We start from the raw sequence: 19,050 nt of genomic DNA, 5'->3' as shown, positions 1-19,050 counted from the left end.
GCCCTTTCTTCGGGACTTAATTTGTACTTAGGCATAACTAAAACCTCCAAAATGATATTTTTATTATATATCATCTTGGAGGTCTTGTATAGACTTTACACAAAATTTGGGATAGTCTCGTATACTATCCTATTTTGTATCCTTTAGAAACAAGCTTCATAATTGTTTCTATACCGATTTCACGGTTTTTAAAGAATACTTGCTTTGCGTTTTGTGTTTCCTTTATGGTTATGGTCTTTTTGGTTTCGTCAATCTAGGCAGACCAAGCCGTATTATGTTGCTTATTATTCATCAATCATTACCACTGCAGGCACAGGAGTATTCCTTTGTTCTTCAGTCCACTGCCATTGCGGAACAAAATCTTCTGTCTGTCCTTTAATAATATATTTACCGTCTGTAGATTTCAATTCAAATCCTTCATCGGGCAAAAATGTGATTATTGCATCAAAGGAATCAATTCTGTTATTATTCCCCTCTGTGAGATACAGCTCTGCCGAGATGGTATTCTCGTCAATGACTGTCATTTTTGAATTCAATTCACTGTTTATACGGTACTGCTCCATAGGATTGTCATTGTCTTCGATAAAATTATCAAACCCTATGTTAACATCAATAAACTTCTTTTCGGGATTATACCAAAAATGACTGTATAGCTTACTTCCGCGGCTCACATTTATACCATTTAGCTTAACGGCAGAGGGAACTATAAATTTTTTGACCGTATTTGGGAGCTTGATTATTTCTGCAGCTTCTATCAAGCGTTCATCGTATTCCTCGGGGACATTGTTAAGACCTGTAAAAAACGCAGTAATGTTTAATTCACCGATTTTTACTTTTGTATTTTGAAAATCCAATACTCCATCGCCCGCAGGACACGGAAGCTGCATGATATAACCTTTTTGATTATCATAAATGATTTCACCGTTCTTTTCTACTGTAAATAATCCCTCTATATCACTGCCTTTACTATATATACGTGTTACTTTATTCAGCTTTATTTTAACATTTCCTTCTTTTTGGGCATCATCTGATTCAAAATAATTGAAATTGGCTTCAAATTCTGTGCGATAGCCTGTTTTCGATAGTTTTGCTTCCGCACCGTATGTCATATCCGAAAAGGTTGAAAAGGGATTTTCGCCAAACAAAACTTCCATTTGAATGTAGTCGGTATAATATTCAGCGTTCGCACTGTCAAAACCGAACATCATTAACGAAATAAATTTTGATGTTATTTGGCGTCTGTCTTTCGGTTCGTTTGCACTCCTGGTCTTGTTTTCATATAATTTCAGTTTTTTAAGATATTCGTAAGGAACATAAGTAATTCCGTTCTCAATATACGGGGCATTGGATAAAGTGTATTTTTCGTTCCCGATTTCAACCTCTTTACTGCCAACCGTACAAACCGCTGACCACGAATATTCGCTCGGTATTTTCGTTCTGTTCTCTGTTTGTGAATAGGATGTTTCGCTGCCGTTTGGGATGAGTCCCGTAGAAATCATCGTCGTTTCATTCGTCCAAAAATCAATCGTAATTACTCCGTTATTATATTTGATTTTATCATTTTCAATATCTGTTTTATTCAGAAACTCTCTTAACGGCAAATAATATTCTCCGTTTTTCCGAACAGGGACAAACTCATTATAACCACCGTCCCCATAAGTGGAAATGTAAACATAATCATCTTTTTGGGCATCATCTGATTCAAAATAATTGAAATTGGCTTCAAATTCTGTGCGATAGCCTGTTTTCGATAGTTTTGCTTCCGCACCGTATGTCATATCCGAAAAGGTTGAAAAGGGATTTTCGCCAAACAAAACTTCCATTTGAATGTAGTCGGTATAATATTCAGCGTTCGCACTGTCAAAACCGAACATCATTAACGAAATAAATTTTGATGTTATTTGGCGTCTGTCTTTCGGTTCGTTTGCACTCCTGGTCTTGTTTTCATATAATTTCAGTTTTTTAAGATATTCGTAAGGAACATAAGTAATTCCGTTCTCAATATACGGGGCATTGGATAAAGTGTATTTTTCGTTCCCGATTTCAACCTCTTTACTGCCAACCGTACAAACCGCTGACCACGAATATTCGCTCGGTATTTTCGTTCTGTTCTCTGTTTGTGAATAGGATGTTTCGCTGCCGTTTGGGATGAGTCCCGTAGAAATCATCGTCGTTTCATTCGTCCAAAAATCAATCGTAATTACTCCGTTATTATATTTGATTTTATCATTTTCAATATCTGTTTTATTCAGAAACTCTCTTAACGGCAAATAATATTCTCCGTTTTTCCGAACAGGGACAAACTCATTATAACCACCGTCCCCATAAGTGGAAATGTAAACATAATCATCTTTTAAAAGAGAAGATACCAAAGGTTCGATCTCATTTGCGAATACTACACTGCAGCAGGTAAGCACCAGAATAAGCACCATACACAATGTTGTTCCCCATACGCTAAATTTTTTCTTTTTCATAATCATCTCAAACCTCCTTTTAAGCTGTTTTTTGTTTTTAACCATGTTGCTGGACAAAGCGGGCGAAGTCTGGCATACCATCGAAAGAATCATTGTGCTGTACTGCTTCCTGTCTGACATATCCATTTCTTTTGTTACTTGTTCATCACAAGCATATTCACACGCTTCGCCGATTAAATTCACCATAAGATATGTAATCGGATTAAACCAATAAATCGAATTGACAATCACCGCAAAAAGCTTGAACCAGGAATCGTGATGCTTATAGTGTACCATTTCATGCTTAATTGCAAGGTTATAATCGTCCTCATTCATCTTGATTTCGGGAATTGCAAGCGTTGGCTTAAAAAATCCGAACACAAGCGGCGATGATATTATCGTACTTTTTATTACGTCCACGCCGTCGATGACTTCGTGTGTATCAAATCCGCAGATTTTCTTCTTAAATCTGAAGTATGAAATGAGGTATCTGCACATTAGAATAATAAACCCAAGCAACCATACAGCAATTAAGATCTCCTGTATAGTAATAGGATTAGATCTTCTTACGATTTTTGACGGTTTCGGCAGTACATTATGCTGTGTTTCTTGCTGAGCTTCCTGCCGAACAGTTTGTATCAGTGCGTTATCTGTTTTTTCTGCCTTTGTTTTCGTATTAAATTCCGTCACATTAACTTGCTGATGTATTGGAGCTTTTGGGAGCGATATTTCACCGATATTCATCGGAAGAATGAATATAAGCATTGCAAGCAAGCTTATGTAGTATAAAGCCTTACCGCTCAGGATCGATAATATTTTGTTTTTGAATATCAGCAATGCAGTACATATAACAGAGCCTGCAAGAGTTGATATTATAACCGATTCTATCATATTTCATCACTCCTGTTCCTCTATAAATCTTTTAAACTCGTCAATGTCTGCCTTTGTAAAAGCTTCATCTCTGAAAAGCGCTGAAATAAGGCTTTTTGCACTTCCGCGGTAAATAGACTTTACAAATTCTTTTGTTTGCATTGCCTGATATTCCTGTTCGGAAATAATCGCTTCGTATTCGTGAACATGAGAACGGCCAATCTTTTCGGATTTTAAACAGCCTTTGTCGATAAGCCTTCCTGCAAGGGTTGATATGGTTGTAAGCTTCTTATCGGGCATTTTATCGGCAAGCTCGCTCGTCGTTACCTTACCGTTCTTATCCCAGATTATTTTCATAATCTCCATTTCTGTTTCTGATATTTTCATTGCAGCATCCCCTTTCGTTTCTACATCCTGTTTTTATTATACACTATGTAGTAGCGAATGTCAATAGTTTTTTTGAAATTTCTATTTTTTTTCACAGTATCAAAAATAACCTTATGTTTTGTTCCTTTTTTCTGAGAAAGAAATAGGCGTAAAATGGAATACAGATACCGTGCCTTTTCAATTATTTTTAATGCTTGCAAAGAAAGCAGCGCCCTTGATTTCAAACAGCAACAATGCCGTGCCGAGCAATAATTCCGTGTGCATCGCAGTATCATCAAGGGGGATTCAAAAATCCTCCTTGATGCAGGTGTTTGCACAAGGAGCTTTTATGTCGGCGATGTTACTCCAGAAGATGTAAAAGCAAAATATAAATCAGGTGTCTTGACCATTGTTCTTCCGAAAAAGGAACAGAAAAAGCTTAATTCAACAAGCAAAATTGCTATCGAGTAATTTTATTAAAGAAAGGCTCGTTGCCGCAAAATACGGCAGCGAGCCTTTCTGCGTTTATTCTGCAAAAGCATATCTTCCCATAAACAGAATTTCTCCGCTTGTATTATCACGAATTGCAAAATAGAACGGTTTATTAAATTTAAGCTCTATTGGCTCCGGCGGAAGTGATGAGCCTGCCATACCGATTGCGGTTACGGCGGCGGCTTCAGTTCCTTTTTCGTCCACGCTGATAAATGTCTTATGGATTGTATCGGTAAACCACATATTGCCCGAATCAAACATTTTTTCAAACCGGGCTGTTTTGGTGTCGAAAGCCGTTTTAATGCCGATGTTTTTTAGCGTATCATTAAGACGTTCGGAATACTCAATCTTAAATTTCGGCATTGAAAGTTTTGTATATGTACGCTTAAAATTCTCGTCGGTGATTGCGGTATCAAGCTCTCGTTCTGCATTTATTCCGCTATCCGCAAGCATTAAATACATACTCAAATCAAGGTCATCAAAGCTATCGGTGCCGATGTGCTCACCGCTATCCGAGAATTTATCAACTCTGTTTTTATACGGTAATTCAATTATCTTTGCAGATTTTGTTTCCGCGTACGGAATCCAGCTTGTTTTATTCATAAAGTCTGTTTGCGTTTTTGTTCCGTCCGCATTAGTAAACTCATCGGGTTTTGTAAGAGATGTGCTGAACTCATTTTCCCAAGCGCCCTTAAAGTAAATTGCATTGATAAGCATTGCCCAAAAGTTATCGGCATTATCAATAATCTGCGGAATTTTGCCTTTTGTTTTATCCTTCACCCAAGAATTGATTTCACCGATTGCATTTTTATTATCAACCGTCTTAACATCAGCATTATAATACTCCGTTGCGATATTCTTAAAGTTTTTGCTGAAATTCTGTGTTGTTTTGTCCTTGTTGATCCATATTGAATTTGCAATATTAAGGCTCAAAATATCGGTTTGAGAGTACCTTTTTATCAAATCCTTTGAAAGCGTGTTAAATTCGTCAAGATTTTTTACGCCAAGAGTGTTTAATATTTCATTCTTTGTATCGCCCTCTGCTCCGTTAGCGGCAAGTGCAAGAGCCATCTTAACGGACAGCGGAGAAAACATATAGTTTTTATCCGCAGGCATTTGTGCGTTCAGCTTATCGGCAAAAGTCAAGTCGGAAACACTTATTTCTGTTTCCCCATCGACACCGCCGATAACGTCTTTTTTGGCACACGATTTTACTATCCAAATACCTGTTTCGCCTTTATCAATAGGCTTAAACAATTCAAGAGTATAAATGCTGTTTCCTATTTTATAGTTGCCGCTGCATTTTTCTCCGTCACCGGCAAAAGCAACGAGTTCGCCGTTTTCGGCTTTTTCACCCTTGTTGGAAAGAAAATTCATAATGACTTGCTTATAGTCGAGCCGCCACGGAAAATGACCGTTGTTTACAGACTCTTGCAAATCTTTTATTTGGCTGTAAGACAAATTCTCGGCGTTTGATATATCATTTGATTTTGAAAAATTATTATATACCCTCACAAGCGTTGCAACAGCCTGTTCGGTGGTATATAACTCCTTTGGAGCAAATCTGTTATCGCCCACGCCCTGCATAATACCCATATTGCAGATGACTTGAATATCATTCATTGCCCATTCGGAAATTTCCGCGCTGTCGGCAAAATCAAAGTATTGCGCCGTCGCATCCCAGCCGGGATATATTTTGTTTATCATACGATAAAGAATGGCTACGGCTTCTTCACGTGTAAGCGAATCGTTCGGTGCAAACTCCGTTTCGGATTTTCCTTTGACAATGCCCAATGCGTTCAGCACTTCAATATGTTCATTATCCGTATCGGTAAAAGGAGGTTTTATTATACCCACCGAGAAAGCCGATCCGGGAAAATTTTTAATATAATTGAATACAAGTTCACAAAATTCTTCACGGGTAATTGCCCCGGGGAAGTTACAGTTTCCGCTTATAATATTTATTTTTCTTGCGGTTTCAATGCTGTCTGCTGCCCATTTGCTTGCCGAAACGGGTATTTCTATTTCCACTGTTTTTGCGCCAAGAGTACCACAACCGCGCACATCCATATATTCAATATTTTCTTTTGTTTCGTCCAGCGGTTGGTTCAAATCATATTTTTCTATGAGCTTTCCGACGGTTCTGTTTTGAGATAAATCGCTTAAAGCATCGTCAATATTCATATATAACTTCTCATAATCCGTAGGTATTATGATTGACCTGTATTTGGCTTGAGCAACACCGTCACGGAAAACAATCGCATAATCTTCTCCGTACTTGCGGCTTATTTGACCGTTTTCAAAGGTTACTGTCGTTGTTCTCAAATATTCTCTCGAATAATCAATCACTTTATCCCTATCTTCCGTAACAGTAATCGCGGAAATCGCACAGTCAACTCTTCCGCTTAAAACAGCCGGAATGAGCGCATCAAAATCCATATTGACAAATTCAATTTTTCTGCCGATTTTCTCGCCGATTAAATCCATCAGCTCAACATCAAAGCCTTTCAGCTCGTCACCCTCGTAATATTCAAACGGCTTAAACTCTGCGTTAATACCTACTTTCACCACATCATTGACGGTATCATCGGCAAATACAGTTATTGCCATAGAGCAAAGCGTTGTAATTGTTAAAATCAGCGATAATAATTTTTTCATTGTACTGTCCTCCTAATTCTTTATCAATGCCCGAAAGAAGCTATTTTCCAGCCGGTGTTATCGGATTCGTAAACCATAGTGCATATCCAATACTGATTTCCGTTTGAGATAGCTTCTTCCCGCACATATTCGGCATCAAATGTTACCGTATAAGACTTATGCTTTTCATCGGAATTTTTATTATTATGGGGTTTAATTTCCACATTTGAAATTGATTTTATATTGTCAATCCGTCTTTCATCGTCCTTAACAAAGGTTTTATTTGTCAGCGGCAAATGCGGAATACTGTCATATAATTCCGTATTTAACAGGTTCGACGTAACCCCACCGAACATTGTAGTTTTTGCAATACATTGTATTGCTGTGTCTTCATCTTTTTCATTCAAAGCCTCACAATACATTTTAATGATTTCTTCGGGCGTTTTTGATTTCATATCATCTTCGGATTTCAGCAGAGGTACAATAAAGTCTGCAAAGCTCATATTTGTTATTTCATCAAAGCTCTTTCCCGATAAGCTGCAGGCATTTTCAACTTGATGCCGTCCTGTGCTTATAAACGCTCCTATAATTTCGTTTTCGTATTTAACAACGATACCTCTTGCGGTGGTTATGGGATAAAATTTTTCGGGCATACCCTCACGAAGCTGATAAATGTCAACCGTTACAGCTTTTTCGGCATACTTGCTTAAATCAAGTCCAATATCCTTTGAAAGCTCATTGTTGTAGAGATAATAATACTCATTTGCGAAAAAATCGCCAAGCTCCTTAAATTGCGGCAAAGCATCTGTAAGCGACGCAAGTTTATAATTTATATTCCAACCGTATTTTGCAAACAACTCTCTGTCCTTATCATCAACAACATAAATCGCATCGCCGCCTGCTTCCAAAAGGGAATCCAAAAAGCGAGGGAAGGCTTCGTTTGCCGTATATAAAACGACGCCCGTTTTTACAAAAGTTTTATGATACAAGGTGTCCCAATAGACATCAAATTCCGAATTAGTGTCATTCTCAGGCATTGTTACCCTATATGCGCTTATATAATTTGCATTTAAGTCAGGCGCTTCACCTTCATACGGCATTATAGAGCCAAGCGCTCCGGCTTCGTGGAAAAGGCCTTCTATATCGCCCCATACGGTAATACTGTCAGCCTGATTGAATCCTGCAAAATCAGATATGCGGCTTACGGTTATATCCGAAAATCTGTCTTCGGTTGTATAGTCTACATCACATCCAAAAGCCTCACCCAAAAACTTAAGCGGCACATATGTATGATTGTTGAATATTTTAGGTTCTGTATCCATATTGACTGCTTTATTATTTTTAAGCATTGATTTGGAATCAATAGTAAAAATAACAGTATTTTTGTCATCGTTATAATCTGAAATTGTGACTGTCTTGTCGGTATCGTTCCAATCTGCCTTTTTGCCCAGCGCATTGCTGACGGCACGGACGGGAATTTGCGTTCTGTCATTTTCGTCAATAAACGGCAGTTCGGTTTTATCGCAATATATTTTCGTTCCGCCGACAGTTATATATAAGCCGTGTTTTTCCGTATTATGAACGGTTATATTTGTCTTGTCGTAAGCAAAAGCCGAAATTGCTGATGCTGCCGATATTGCGGCAGTTAAAATAATTGATAATAGTTTTTTCATTGTACTGTCCTCCTAATTCTTTATTCCCACATAACCTGTTTCGTTTATAATGTATTGCCCCTCATCGGATAAAATCCATTCAAGTAATTTGTCAACATTGCCGTTTTGATTTTCCTTGTATGTAACAGCATAAATCGGCGTAAGCATGGGATAACTGCCGTTTCTGATGTTTTCGGAGGTCGGTGCAGCGCCGTCAATCGAGATCATTTTTATATCAGGATTCTTTATAATTCCCTCAACATAATATCTGAATGAAAACCCGATTGAGTTTGTTTTGCTTTTATAATCCGCCACCTGTTCTATAATGCCCGCCATTAAATCATTCACCATTTCGGTAGGCGCATCCGTAATCGGCGTATCACCCATAAAACGTTTCAGCATACTTTGGCTTCCGCTGCCCTCATTTCGCTGAAATGCGGCAATTTTCTCATTTTTTCCGCCGACATCCTTCCAATTTGTAATCTTGCCGGAATAAATATCTTTTATCTGCTCGGTGGTAAGATTGGTGATAGGGTTGTCCTTGTGAACAAAGAAAACAAATGCCTCCGTTCCGATAGGCGTATATTCAAAAGTGGTTTGGTTTTCTTCTGCGTATGCCCTTTGCTCATCGGACGGATACACACCGATGAAAATATCTGTTTCTTTTTCCGCTAAAAGGCGATAGCCGTCAGGAGTATTGTTATACTCAAATATTCCATCGTGCAGCTTTGTCGTATTCGGATATACAGCGTTCACAAATGCGGAATATACGGGAAACAATGCAGCAGCCCCGTCAATTCTCGGCAGATTTTCGGTAAGCTTTAATGTTTTGCTGTCCGTCTTTACAATTTTGGAATCTTCATCAAACGGCAGATACTCATGAATATCAATGTTCGGAGAAGTATTAACAGTGATACTTTTGTTATATTTGATTATTCCGAAGTTTGTTCCGAGAGCGGCTCCGTACACGGCGGCACAGATACACCAAATTATTAAAAACTTCTTTCTCTTTTTCAGCCATATCAAAGGCAGCAAAAGTGACGGTACAACAATTAAACCTATGTATGCTATAATGTGATTTATGCCGTTCCAAAACAAAAACATACCGATTATAATTAAAGCATAATAGCTTGCAAATAAAGTTGCCGCCGTTAAAAGTATTTTGAGTACTATAAATAATGCTTTTTTCATTGCTTGTCTCCTTTTCCGTTTTCCGCATATCCCACAACGGATATTACCACCCCTATTGCGCCTATGCCCCAAGTGATATACTCCAAATGCCCTGCGGCGGATATTTCAATGCATATTGCAAAAAGAATTACCGCAATGCCGAGAACCATCTTCTTCATTATCCGCACCCCCTCAGTCATTTAAAAATTCTTCCCAATAAACTTCAAAAATCTTATATGTATCAGCCTTTTTGCCAATAAGATAATATCGTGTTACCTCGCCGTCACCGACTTGCGGAGCTAAACTCAGTGATTTCTCGTTATGCTTTAATTCGGTTTCGACTTTTGCAATGCCAAATTCGCTTATGCCCAAATGATTCAGTCTTTCGTAAATTTCCCGCTTATTTTTCTCCGAAATATCTTTCAGGTCATCTTTTTCCAAAAGCTCCAAATCATCAATGCAAATTTTACTATAGTAAATCCCGTCCTTAAAATTCTTTTCTTCGTTTTCTACAGCCGCAAGTAATGATTCATCTTCGATAACAGCTTTCATCTTCCCAAAAGAGCCTGACGTCATATTGTGATAAAACTCATAAATCATCAGCTCCCACTCATTTTCAACCGAGTCATCCGTAATAAGAACTCTATCGTCGGATATAAATCTTTTTTCCAAGTTTATATCAAGTATCGGAAGCTTTGATTCATCGACATAATGTTCTGTCAGATACTGTTCATAATCTTTATTTTCATTGCTTTTATTGATATATACCTGTGTCGGTCCGTCTGAACCGCCGATTATGCCGATGCTTGAATTATCGCACGCAGTCAGCAGCAGGCAGCACGCCGCAAGCATTAAAGTTATTGTCCGTTTCACAAAATCAACCTCCGTATATACAATTTTGAAATCTGTAAAGCTGCATCATTTTTTTAAAATAATAAACTGTTTTTTGTGAGACATACAAAGTTAGTCAAGGCCTCAGGTACAAAAAAAAGGGCAGTCGAAGCGGCTGCCCTAAGGGGATATGCGCAAGCATTGTCATTGTATCGCCAATGCCTGCGCATCGTTTTGCAACAGTGGTTTATACGTTGAAAATATACCTTATGTTACAACCGGGTCATCCTTATTCCAGATTTTCAATCATACGGGCAAATACAGCCGCTGCCTGCGCTCTTGTTGCATTTGCATTCGGCAAAAAGCTGCCGTCGTCATTGCCTTTCATAAGCAGGTTTGCAGCTGCCCAGCTTACAGCGTTCCTCGCATAGCCGGAAATAGAGCTGCTGTCCGAGTATGCCGTGTTGCCGTTTGATTCTATGTCATATCCCTTGAAATTTGCGTAGCGGTAAAGGATTGTTGCCATCTGTTCACGGGTAATCGGATCGTTCGGTGCAAAACGGTCTTTTGAAACGCCGGAAACAATGCCGTTTGCATTTGCCCATGCAACCGCCCTGTCGTAATAACCGCCGATTTCAACGTCCACAAACACGGAGTCTCCGGCTTGCGGCTCTTTTTCCATACGATAAATAATCATGACAAACATTGCCCTGGTCACATAAGAGTCGGGTGAGAATTCCATCTCGGTGGTACCCTTCATCAATCCAAAATCATATGCGAATTTCACCGAAAAGTAAAACCAATCTCTTTTCTTAACGTCACCGAACGGATTTTCCCATTCGGTGTCTGGTTTTACCTTGATGTCCTTTTGTTTCTTTTTGAGTATGCTGCCCGTCACCGCATTGATTCGGTATGTCCACTGCGTCTTATTGTCGGCAAATACGAGATGATAATAAGGCGTTTTAATGCCGCCGTCTACCAATTCTTCCTCCAAAAAGGTAACCCTGTCGCTGCATTCGGCATCATCAACGGCAATCTTTTTTGCGTCGGCAAGCAGAATATATCTTCTGCCGTAAAGTATTTCTCCTGTCTTTGTATCAATCTGATAGTAATACAGATTTTCCCCCGTATAAAACTCCAACAAATAGCAACGCTTACCATAATAATAATTCAGCTCGGCTTTGGTGAACACAATTTTTTGTGCGTATTTGTCAAGCTCTGCGTCCTTAAGCGCAATCTTCTTTGCTTCTTCCAGGGAGATATAATCCGGCTCATCAATAATTTTGCTTTTCTTTTCAAGTATAGCGCCGCTTACCGCATTGATTCGGTATGTCCACTGCGTTTTCCTGTCGGCAAATACGAGTCGGTAGTAAGGCGTTTTAATGCCGCCGTCTACCAACTCTTCTTCGGTAAAGGTAACCTTTTCGGCGCACCCGGCATCATCAACGGCAATCTTTTTTGCGTCGGCAAGCAGAATATATCTTCTGCCGTAGATTATTTCGCCTGTCTTTGCGTCAATCTCATAGTGATACTGATATTTACCTGTGTAAAACTCCAAAATATAGCAGGGTCTGCCTTGGTTGCGGTTAAGCTCGGCTTTGGTGAACACAATTTTTTGTGCGTATTCATCAAGCTTGGCGTCCTTCAGTGCGATTTTCTTTGCTTCCTCCAAGGAAATAAAATTCGTACCGCTGATATCATCAATATGCTTTCCCATCACAGCGCCGCTTATCGCATTGATTCGGTATGTCCACTGCGTATTGTTGTCTGCAAAGACAAGCAGATAATACGGTGTTTTAATACCGCCGTCTACCAATTCCTCCTCCAAAAAAGTAACCTTGTCGCTGCATTCGGCATCATCAACGGCAATCCTTTTTGCATCGGCAAGCAGAATATATCTTCTGCCATAGATAATGTCGCCCGTCTTTGCATCAATCTCATAGTGATACTGATATTTACCGGTGTAAAACTCCAACAGGTAATAGGGCTTGCCCTGATTGCGGATTAGCTCCTCCTTGGTGAACACAATCTTTTCCGCATTTTCAACAAGACCGGCATCATTAAGCGCTATTGATTTTGCTTTTTCCAAAGAGATTAAATCTGCCTCGCCGATATTCTTCTCTTTCTTTTCAAGTATATCGCCGCTTACCGCATTGATTCGGTATGTCCACTGTGTTTTATTGTCTGCAAAGATAAGCCGATAATACGGCGTTTTGATGCCGCCGTCCACCAATTCTTCCTCTGTAAAGGTAACCTTTTCGGTGCAGCCCGCATCATCAACGGCAATCTTTTTTGCTTCGGTAAGCAGAATATATCTTCTGCCGTAGATAACTTCTCCCGTCTTTGCGTCAACCTCATAATGATACTGATTTTCCCCTGTATAAAAATCCAACAGGTAGCAGGGTCTGCCTTTATTGCGGCTCAGTTCTTCCTTGGTGAACGTTATTTTTTGTTTGTTTCTGTCAAGCTCGGCGTCTTTGAGTGCAATTTCTTTTGCCTCATCCAAAGAGATAAACTTTGCCGTATCCGTAACAAGCTCTGCGGTCTTTGATTCTTCCGTAATCTTTACAGCCTTCGATTCATCCGCAAGTGCCGTCAGTGGTATAAGCGAAAGCAGCAGTACTATACAAAGCAGAACGGAAACCGGTTTTTTTGTTTTGCGTTTCATGTTTCATGACCTCCTTTTTTGTAATTTCATCTTGTTTCGCAGCTCTCTGTTTATGCCGAAGTGCGAACATCCGGCGTTTTTTTCTTTCATAGGCAGCACGCTCCTTTCGGGTATGTAGTCACCTATTGTATTTTCGGCGTAAGAACGAAAAAAGGTGAGCCCGATTTCAAAATACTTTGAAAACGAACACACCTTAATAAATACCCGCGAACGAATAACGGAAAAAGGCAAATCTACGCCTATGCCGCGAGTAAATGTATGTATTAATTTTACGCCGTCGCTTCATACTTGCCAAACCCTCTCTATATACTCTTCTACAAATATATGATATCACATTCTTCCGATTTCGTCAATGCTTTTTAGGTGATTTAAGCAATTTCGGCGTTTTGCACTATGAAAATGTTTGTGAATTTTTTCGTTTTTCTTAAATGCGGAAAAATAAGTAGAAAGTTTTCAACCTTTATGATATGATTTAGGTGACAAATCCAAACATACAAAAGGTGTTGTATGCTATAAAAGACTTATTTATCTGTATGAGTCAAAACGAGAAAGGAGTTGTGCATAATGAAAAGCACAAAAATCACGCCATTGTATGAGTGTCTTTCCCGTGATGACGAGCTGCAAGGCGAAAGCAACAGTATCACAAACCAAAAGAAACTGCTTGAAGATTATGCAAAGCGAAACGGCTACACCAATATAGTCCATTTTACCGACGACGGTGTGTCGGGACTTCGTTTAGTTGAGGTGTGATAGCGTAACCATTTTTGTGATGATTACCTATCACACTATTTTTATGTTGTTTCACATTGCTAAGTATAATCAGATTGCCCTGTTAAAATTCTTCATGTTTCGAGAAGTTTCTATAAAAAACTTACCACTATCGAAAAATAACGATAATGGTAAGTTTTGTTAATGGCTTTCTTGAAATTATTTTAGTGGTAATCATAAATCCTAACCATAGTTAAGATAGCCTGCTCTACAGTATATGTGTCTTGCGGTGCAAACAAATCATCTCCGACACCGTTCATAATGCCTATAAACTGCATATGATAAACGCCGCTTTTTGCCCATTCGGATATTGCTTCATCATCATGAAAGCGGAAGTCATAAACATCATTACCCGAAATATCCACGTACTCACAAATTCTATCAAGTATAGTCGCCGCTTCCTCACGGGTTATAAAGTCATGAGGCGCAAAGATTCCTTTTGCCTTTCCATTTATAATACCCTGCTTATACAATGTACCAACCGACATATTATTCGTATCCTCAAATAGCATATCCTGTGCAGTATGCCATTTTAATCCGGAAATTTTTTCAAGAAGCGCAAAAGCAAGGTCGCAAAATTGTTCTCTTGTGATGTTTGTTTGATAGTTTGACTGTAACTCACTTGGTAAAATATCTGCTTTAATAGCATTTACAACATCATTTACCGCCCATTCGGAAGGGATATCCGTACAGCCTTTTCCTCTGGCTGTTGCACGAGCAATAGAGAGGTTTTTTGATAGATTTGACTCAACGAAACAATTCCCTTGCGAATTTAGCAGATCAATATCATCTAAATATAGATATGTACCTGTCGGAGAATAGTCCATATAATACTCTTTATCTTTTATGCTCTTTATTTTATTTTCAAATTCTTCTTCGTCAAATATGTGCTTTTCTATGCTAATAGGTTGTCCGCCGCCTATACCATCAGTAGATATACAGAGAAATACGATTGTATTGATTTCATCATCAGATAAATATGGTTTGATTTTTGCCCAAGCCCTTTTTGCGTTGTCCGTAATAGGCAATGTGTTCGAGGGCAAATTCTTATGTTCCTCATGAATAATTTCACCATCCTTTTCTGTTATGTGTACACTTACAGAACCAACTGCTTGTTCCATACGGACAAGCTCGCCACCATTTATGGTATATCCTTCCGCATCAGGAGCGCCTCTATACCATACAATATGAAAAGAATAAGTATTGTTACTCTTGTTAAGTATAATGCTGTATGTGTTTCCAAAAATATTGTGCCAGTCATATATAACAGTATCTGTTTCTTGAATCTCGTTTTGAGAAGGTGAACCAAATAAATTTGTCAACACTTCGTTTAACTTCTCAAATGTAATTCCGACTTGCTGCATATTTACAGAGAAATGCTCCACTCCTCCAATAACGCCTATACCCGATGATGCTGTAAGCGTAAGAATTTCAGGCATCCCAAACATTTTTACTTTGGCTTGATAGACCGCATTTGTGTCGGCAGACGGGATTTGACTTAGCTTAATACCGGTTGTCTTTTCAAATTCCGTTAGCCATCCGAAAGGAATTCTGATATTGTTTTCAATTGTATAAACAGTATTATCAGGAATAGGTTTGGCGATTGATATATAAGATGGTGTACTCTCACTCATTATTTCAAGTGCAATGATTTGTACTGCATTTGCAACATATGCAAGCATATTGGGGTTTATGTTCTCAATTATATCGTTTTCACAATGGTATTCATTTTGAATCGGTTTATGTGCAAAATTCAAATCAGGGATTTGCTTCGGATAGAAAGACATATGGTCGCTTCTGCCAAAATCTCTTGATACCGCAATGTTAGTATACTTTTTGTTCTTTTTCAATATATCCGACAAGTAATTTTCATTTCCATTACTGGAGAATATGCTTACAGATCCCGCTTTTGTTGATCCAATCATATCAATATTAAGCATTCCAATTGTACGGTTTATGTCATCCCCTAAATGACTGGCATAGTATTCCGAACCAATCAACCCCATTTCTTCCGCGTCAAAAGCAACAAAGCGAATTTCCGTATCTGTTGGTATATCGTGCAAAAGCCGTATAAGCTCCAACATAACCGATATACCGGAAGCATTGTCATTTGCGGCAGGAATATTATTAATACCGTCATAGTGTGCACCGATGATTAAGATATCATCGGTTTTAACTTCTGTGTTTGACTTCAATGTACCAATAATATTAACCGCTACAAATTTATTTCCATTCCAATCGGTAAGATTAGTTTCAAATTCTTGGGTCGTTACTTCTAATCCATAATCATTGAATTTGTCAATAATAAATTGTCTTGCAAGCTCTATTTCCTTATTTTCATAACCTCTTGGATTTGCGGATAATGTTTCAATCGTGGTCATCATAGAGCTTACATCAATAATATTTTCTTCTGCAAGAATCATGTAATTAGTACTTGTGAAAAGCAGCATAAGGATAATTAATGCACTTGTAAATTTTTTCATAAAATCACCTTTATAACAGTTTAATAATTATAAAACACTTCATCAAAAGTATAAAAGAGCTGCAACACATATGAAGATACTCTAAATAGTCGCATAGCTTTTTAAGAGGAAGCAGAGGCTGACCCTCATCGTTTGTGATATCCAAATCAATATCCGTGTATACATCATCAATGTATAGTGATGTCGGGAAATATTCATTTTCTGCTGAAACAATACTTGTAATTGATAGCAACATCATAATTAATAAAATAATTGATAATACCCTTTTCATAGTGCTACCTCCTTACTTTATTAGCAACGTAAATTCCACTCACTGCATAAAAAATAATGAGAGGAAAGCCTATAAGGTATTCCTTAAAAATCTGTCCCGTTTCCTTTAAGCCCATATACACTAGTATTCCACCAACAATTACGCCAAAGAAGCAACCCCACCATTTATTTTTGCATAATAACAACCCTGATAATATAAGCAGTATATCAATTATCCAAACAACAGGAGTTGTTTTTATCGAAGTTAGGAAAGAAAAATATACCAATATAATGGTGAATGGTATAGCAGGTAAAAAATATATTATTTTCTTCATAGACAAGCCCCTTTAATCTTCTTTTTCAAAATAGCCAGAGTGTACGCTTTTATCCTTGCAATTATTGTGCTGTCAAATTTCCTGTATTCCATATGTCCTCCTGCTTATTTGAATCTTGAAACCGATGCCACCCGATTAAAACTCCACTGTTTCCTCCGGCTTTGTAAATGATGAAAATACTGCTTTTGCATTCTTAAAATAGAACACCTGTGTGTTCCCGTCATCAGGATTATAAAGCGCTTTAAGCTCCGGATATGCTTCAAGCATTGAAACTCTTGCCTCTCTGCGGTCGTCCTCAATAAGCTCGCCCGATACTCTGAGCCAGTCTTCGCCGTTCATTGCACATATCTCTACATTCGGATTTTTCTTTATCTGCTCCGATACAGCTTTTTTCTTGCCGGTCTGAATATAGAGCTTGCCTTCAAAAATATGAGCCGTGCCGAACGGGCGAACCTTCGGTTTATCGCCGTCAACCGTTGCCAAATAATAAGTTTTTGCATCTTTCAAAAATTTACATACTCTTTCCATAATCATTATCTCCTTTTTTCAAATAAATTTATTCCGTAATTTCCATTATGTCTTCAATGCGGCAGTCAAGCGCTTTGCATATTTTCACAAGCACTGTCAATGCCACAATTTCGTTTTTATTTAGTTTTGTCAATGTTGTTGACGATATTCCCGCAAGCTCCATCAAATCATGCTTGCGGATTTTCTTCTGTTCAAGAGTTTTCCACAGTCTTTGATATGTTACCATAGCATAAGCCTCCGAAATTTGATATGTTTATTTTAACATATTTCGGCGCTAAAATCAAGACTTCGCTTGATTTCTATATATTTTCTCCTCTTTGCACAAAAAAACAACCGGGGATTTTACTCCCCGGCATATTTTTTTTCGCTCCGTTTTATACTACTTGGGATATTGGGAAAATAATGAGTTACACTCTGTTACATACCAAGAATCGGTCCCTCATCAATATTCTGTTCTTCCGATTGGTTTATTTCGTCAAGTTTTTCAAGGACTTTCTTTGTAGCATAAATGCCGTTTGAATTAAGCTGTCTTTGCCATGCGTTATTATTGTACCTCGAAAAATGGAATCCCCACGACTTTAACACACCTCTTGTTTCCTCGTCCGGCTTTCCGTCAAAGAAAAATTGAATGCGGTTTATCTCCTTATTCACAATTACCTTTCCCTTTTCAAACTCAACCGGTTCAAAGTCAAGTTCCCGCAGTTTTTCCAATTCCTCAATTCTCAGCCTTATGCTCCGTATATTCTGATTGTTATTTGTGAGTGAATAGGTCGGAAACGGTCTGCCTTCATAGTTTTTCTTCGCCGCATTGTCAAGTTTTTCGGCTCTTTCATCACTTATACCGTCACAGCCAATGCAAGTTCCGTTTTTCTTGTAATACTTATTTATAGCCTTCATTTTTTCCTGACTTTCTTCAAGACCAAGGAGCTTATCTTTAAGTTTTTGTATTGCTTCGGGATCATCAGACGATATTGCCGTGTTATTTTCTGCCGCTTCTGCCTTTGCCCTTAATTCATCAGCTTTGCCTTGTTCACGGAATGCCGATTCAAACTTATCGTTTATGCGTTTACGATAATTTCTGTCGGATTGCTCCGAATGATGTCCAACAATTATCGGCTGCCCGAAAGGAATTGCCTCTGACATTTTTCTTGCCGAATCGTATGTATCTGACGCTCTTTTTTCGGCTCTGTCAGCAGCCTCGTTGAGCCTGTCGATTCTTGCCTGTCTTTTTTCTTCGTATTTATTCATAATATTCAGTCTCCTTTTGCATATATAATATTTCTTTTGCAATATCCCCTATTTAGGTTTTAGTCTTCTTGCAGGTTCACGATGAACCCAACCTCGGTTCACGAGATAAACAGACCGATTGCGTTTTTGGAATTTATACAATTTATTCGCCCAGCTTATATAAATTATGTGTATCTCAACATAATCTATATTATCTAAGCTAAAATATTATGTTGAGCAGAAATAGACAACGCCTTATAATACTTGATTTGTCTATTTTCTTTCTCAACATAATATTTTCTATAAAATCTATCTACCTAA

Annotated in this window: 14 protein-coding genes and 1 pseudogene; 2 read left to right on the top strand and 13 right to left on the bottom strand. The window is 38.3% G+C overall.

Features of this window, described 5'->3' with window-relative positions:
- Nucleotides 1-284 precede the first annotated feature (284 nt).
- Nucleotides 285-3,344 (bottom strand): M56 family metallopeptidase, encoded by a 3,060-nt coding sequence (locus H8706_RS10740; protein WP_262432633.1) that lies wholly within the window; start codon nucleotides 3,342-3,344, stop codon nucleotides 285-287.
- A gap of 6 nt (nucleotides 3,345-3,350) precedes the next feature.
- Nucleotides 3,351-3,710, bottom strand: a complete 360-nt coding sequence (locus H8706_RS10735) for a BlaI/MecI/CopY family transcriptional regulator (protein ID WP_262432632.1) — start codon at nucleotides 3,708-3,710, stop codon at nucleotides 3,351-3,353.
- Nucleotides 3,711-3,968: 258 nt separating this feature from the next.
- Here H8706_RS10735 and H8706_RS10730 point away from each other — a divergent pair, with 258 nt between their 5' ends.
- On the top strand, nucleotides 3,969-4,160 hold the full coding sequence (locus tag H8706_RS10730) for an Hsp20 family protein (protein ID WP_262432631.1): 192 nt from the start codon (nucleotides 3,969-3,971) through the stop codon (nucleotides 4,158-4,160).
- 54 nt (nucleotides 4,161-4,214) lie between these two features.
- Here the strand turns inward: H8706_RS10730 and H8706_RS10725 are convergent, their stop codons facing one another.
- From H8706_RS10725 to H8706_RS10700, 6 genes are all read right to left on the bottom strand, one after another.
- Nucleotides 4,215-6,839, bottom strand: coding sequence for a serpin family protein (locus H8706_RS10725; RefSeq protein WP_262432630.1), 2,625 nt, complete (start codon nucleotides 6,837-6,839; stop codon nucleotides 4,215-4,217).
- Between the two features lie 23 nt (nucleotides 6,840-6,862).
- Nucleotides 6,863-8,491 (bottom strand): stalk domain-containing protein, encoded by a 1,629-nt coding sequence (locus tag H8706_RS10720; RefSeq protein ID WP_262432629.1) that lies wholly within the window; start codon nucleotides 8,489-8,491, stop codon nucleotides 6,863-6,865.
- Nucleotides 8,492-8,503: 12 nt separating this feature from the next.
- On the bottom strand, nucleotides 8,504-9,661 hold the full coding sequence (locus H8706_RS10715) for a PstS family phosphate ABC transporter substrate-binding protein (protein ID WP_262432628.1): 1,158 nt from the start codon (nucleotides 9,659-9,661) through the stop codon (nucleotides 8,504-8,506).
- Nucleotides 9,658-9,819, bottom strand: coding sequence for a hypothetical protein (locus H8706_RS10710; RefSeq protein WP_262432627.1), 162 nt, complete (start codon nucleotides 9,817-9,819; stop codon nucleotides 9,658-9,660). Before H8706_RS10710 ends, H8706_RS10715 begins: the two co-directional genes overlap by 4 nt.
- Before the next feature lie 13 nt (nucleotides 9,820-9,832).
- On the bottom strand, nucleotides 9,833-10,513 hold the full coding sequence (locus H8706_RS10705) for a hypothetical protein (protein WP_262432626.1): 681 nt from the start codon (nucleotides 10,511-10,513) through the stop codon (nucleotides 9,833-9,835).
- A 247-nt stretch (nucleotides 10,514-10,760) separates the two neighbouring features.
- Nucleotides 10,761-13,139 carry a PepSY domain-containing protein gene (locus H8706_RS10700; protein WP_262432625.1) on the bottom strand — a complete coding sequence of 793 codons (2,379 nt, stop codon included), beginning with the start codon at nucleotides 13,137-13,139 and terminating at the stop codon, nucleotides 10,761-10,763.
- 564 nt (nucleotides 13,140-13,703) lie between these two features.
- On the opposite strand from H8706_RS10700, the pseudogene H8706_RS10695 reads away from it, so the two are divergent.
- Nucleotides 13,704-13,874: pseudogene (locus H8706_RS10695) on the top strand (recombinase); the annotation flags it as partial.
- Between the two features lie 197 nt (nucleotides 13,875-14,071).
- On the opposite strand, the gene H8706_RS10690 reads toward H8706_RS10695, so the two are convergent.
- The 5 genes from H8706_RS10690 to H8706_RS10670 all read right to left on the bottom strand — a co-directional run bounded on the left by H8706_RS10690 (nucleotide 14,072) and on the right by H8706_RS10670 (nucleotide 18,750).
- Nucleotides 14,072-16,390, bottom strand: a complete 2,319-nt coding sequence (locus tag H8706_RS10690; protein ID WP_262432624.1) for a M28 family peptidase — start codon at nucleotides 16,388-16,390, stop codon at nucleotides 14,072-14,074.
- Between the two features lie 275 nt (nucleotides 16,391-16,665).
- Nucleotides 16,666-16,974: a hypothetical protein gene (locus H8706_RS10685; RefSeq protein ID WP_262432623.1), complete on the bottom strand. Its 309-nt coding sequence runs from the start codon at nucleotides 16,972-16,974 to the stop codon at nucleotides 16,666-16,668.
- Nucleotides 16,975-17,109: 135 nt separating this feature from the next.
- Nucleotides 17,110-17,502 carry a pyridoxamine 5'-phosphate oxidase family protein gene (locus H8706_RS10680; protein WP_262432622.1) on the bottom strand — a complete coding sequence of 131 codons (393 nt, stop codon included), beginning with the start codon at nucleotides 17,500-17,502 and terminating at the stop codon, nucleotides 17,110-17,112.
- Between the two features lie 28 nt (nucleotides 17,503-17,530).
- Complete coding sequence (locus H8706_RS10675; protein WP_262432621.1) at nucleotides 17,531-17,728, bottom strand: helix-turn-helix domain-containing protein; 198 nt, start codon at nucleotides 17,726-17,728, stop codon at nucleotides 17,531-17,533.
- Between the two features lie 191 nt (nucleotides 17,729-17,919).
- Nucleotides 17,920-18,750 carry a DUF3560 domain-containing protein gene (locus tag H8706_RS10670; protein ID WP_262432620.1) on the bottom strand — a complete coding sequence of 277 codons (831 nt, stop codon included), beginning with the start codon at nucleotides 18,748-18,750 and terminating at the stop codon, nucleotides 17,920-17,922.
- Between the last annotated feature and the right edge of the window lie 300 nt (nucleotides 18,751-19,050).

Origin of the sequence: Qingrenia yutianensis, assembly GCF_014385105.1 — a bacterium.
Taxonomy (GTDB): domain Bacteria; phylum Bacillota; class Clostridia; order UMGS1810; family UMGS1810; genus Qingrenia; species Qingrenia yutianensis.
Note: the sequence above shows the minus strand (reverse complement) of the source record. Positions and strands in the feature narration are given on the sequence as shown.

Coding starts and splice junctions, on each gene's coding strand:
- H8706_RS10740 (WP_262432633.1), bottom strand. CDS start 3,344: ATGATAGAATCGGTTATAATATCAACTCTTGCAGGCTCTGTTATATGT.
- H8706_RS10735 (WP_262432632.1), bottom strand. CDS start 3,710: ATGAAAATATCAGAAACAGAAATGGAGATTATGAAAATAATCTGGGAT.
- H8706_RS10725 (WP_262432630.1), bottom strand. CDS start 6,839: ATGAAAAAATTATTATCGCTGATTTTAACAATTACAACGCTTTGCTCT.
- H8706_RS10720 (WP_262432629.1), bottom strand. CDS start 8,491: ATGAAAAAACTATTATCAATTATTTTAACTGCCGCAATATCGGCAGCA.
- H8706_RS10715 (WP_262432628.1), bottom strand. CDS start 9,661: ATGAAAAAAGCATTATTTATAGTACTCAAAATACTTTTAACGGCGGCA.
- H8706_RS10710 (WP_262432627.1), bottom strand. CDS start 9,819: ATGAAGAAGATGGTTCTCGGCATTGCGGTAATTCTTTTTGCAATATGC.
- H8706_RS10700 (WP_262432625.1), bottom strand. CDS start 13,139: ATGAAACGCAAAACAAAAAAACCGGTTTCCGTTCTGCTTTGTATAGTA.
- H8706_RS10690 (WP_262432624.1), bottom strand. CDS start 16,390: ATGAAAAAATTTACAAGTGCATTAATTATCCTTATGCTGCTTTTCACA.
- H8706_RS10685 (WP_262432623.1), bottom strand. CDS start 16,974: ATGAAGAAAATAATATATTTTTTACCTGCTATACCATTCACCATTATA.
- H8706_RS10680 (WP_262432622.1), bottom strand. CDS start 17,502: ATGGAAAGAGTATGTAAATTTTTGAAAGATGCAAAAACTTATTATTTG.
- H8706_RS10675 (WP_262432621.1), bottom strand. CDS start 17,728: ATGGTAACATATCAAAGACTGTGGAAAACTCTTGAACAGAAGAAAATC.
- H8706_RS10670 (WP_262432620.1), bottom strand. CDS start 18,750: ATGAATAAATACGAAGAAAAAAGACAGGCAAGAATCGACAGGCTCAAC.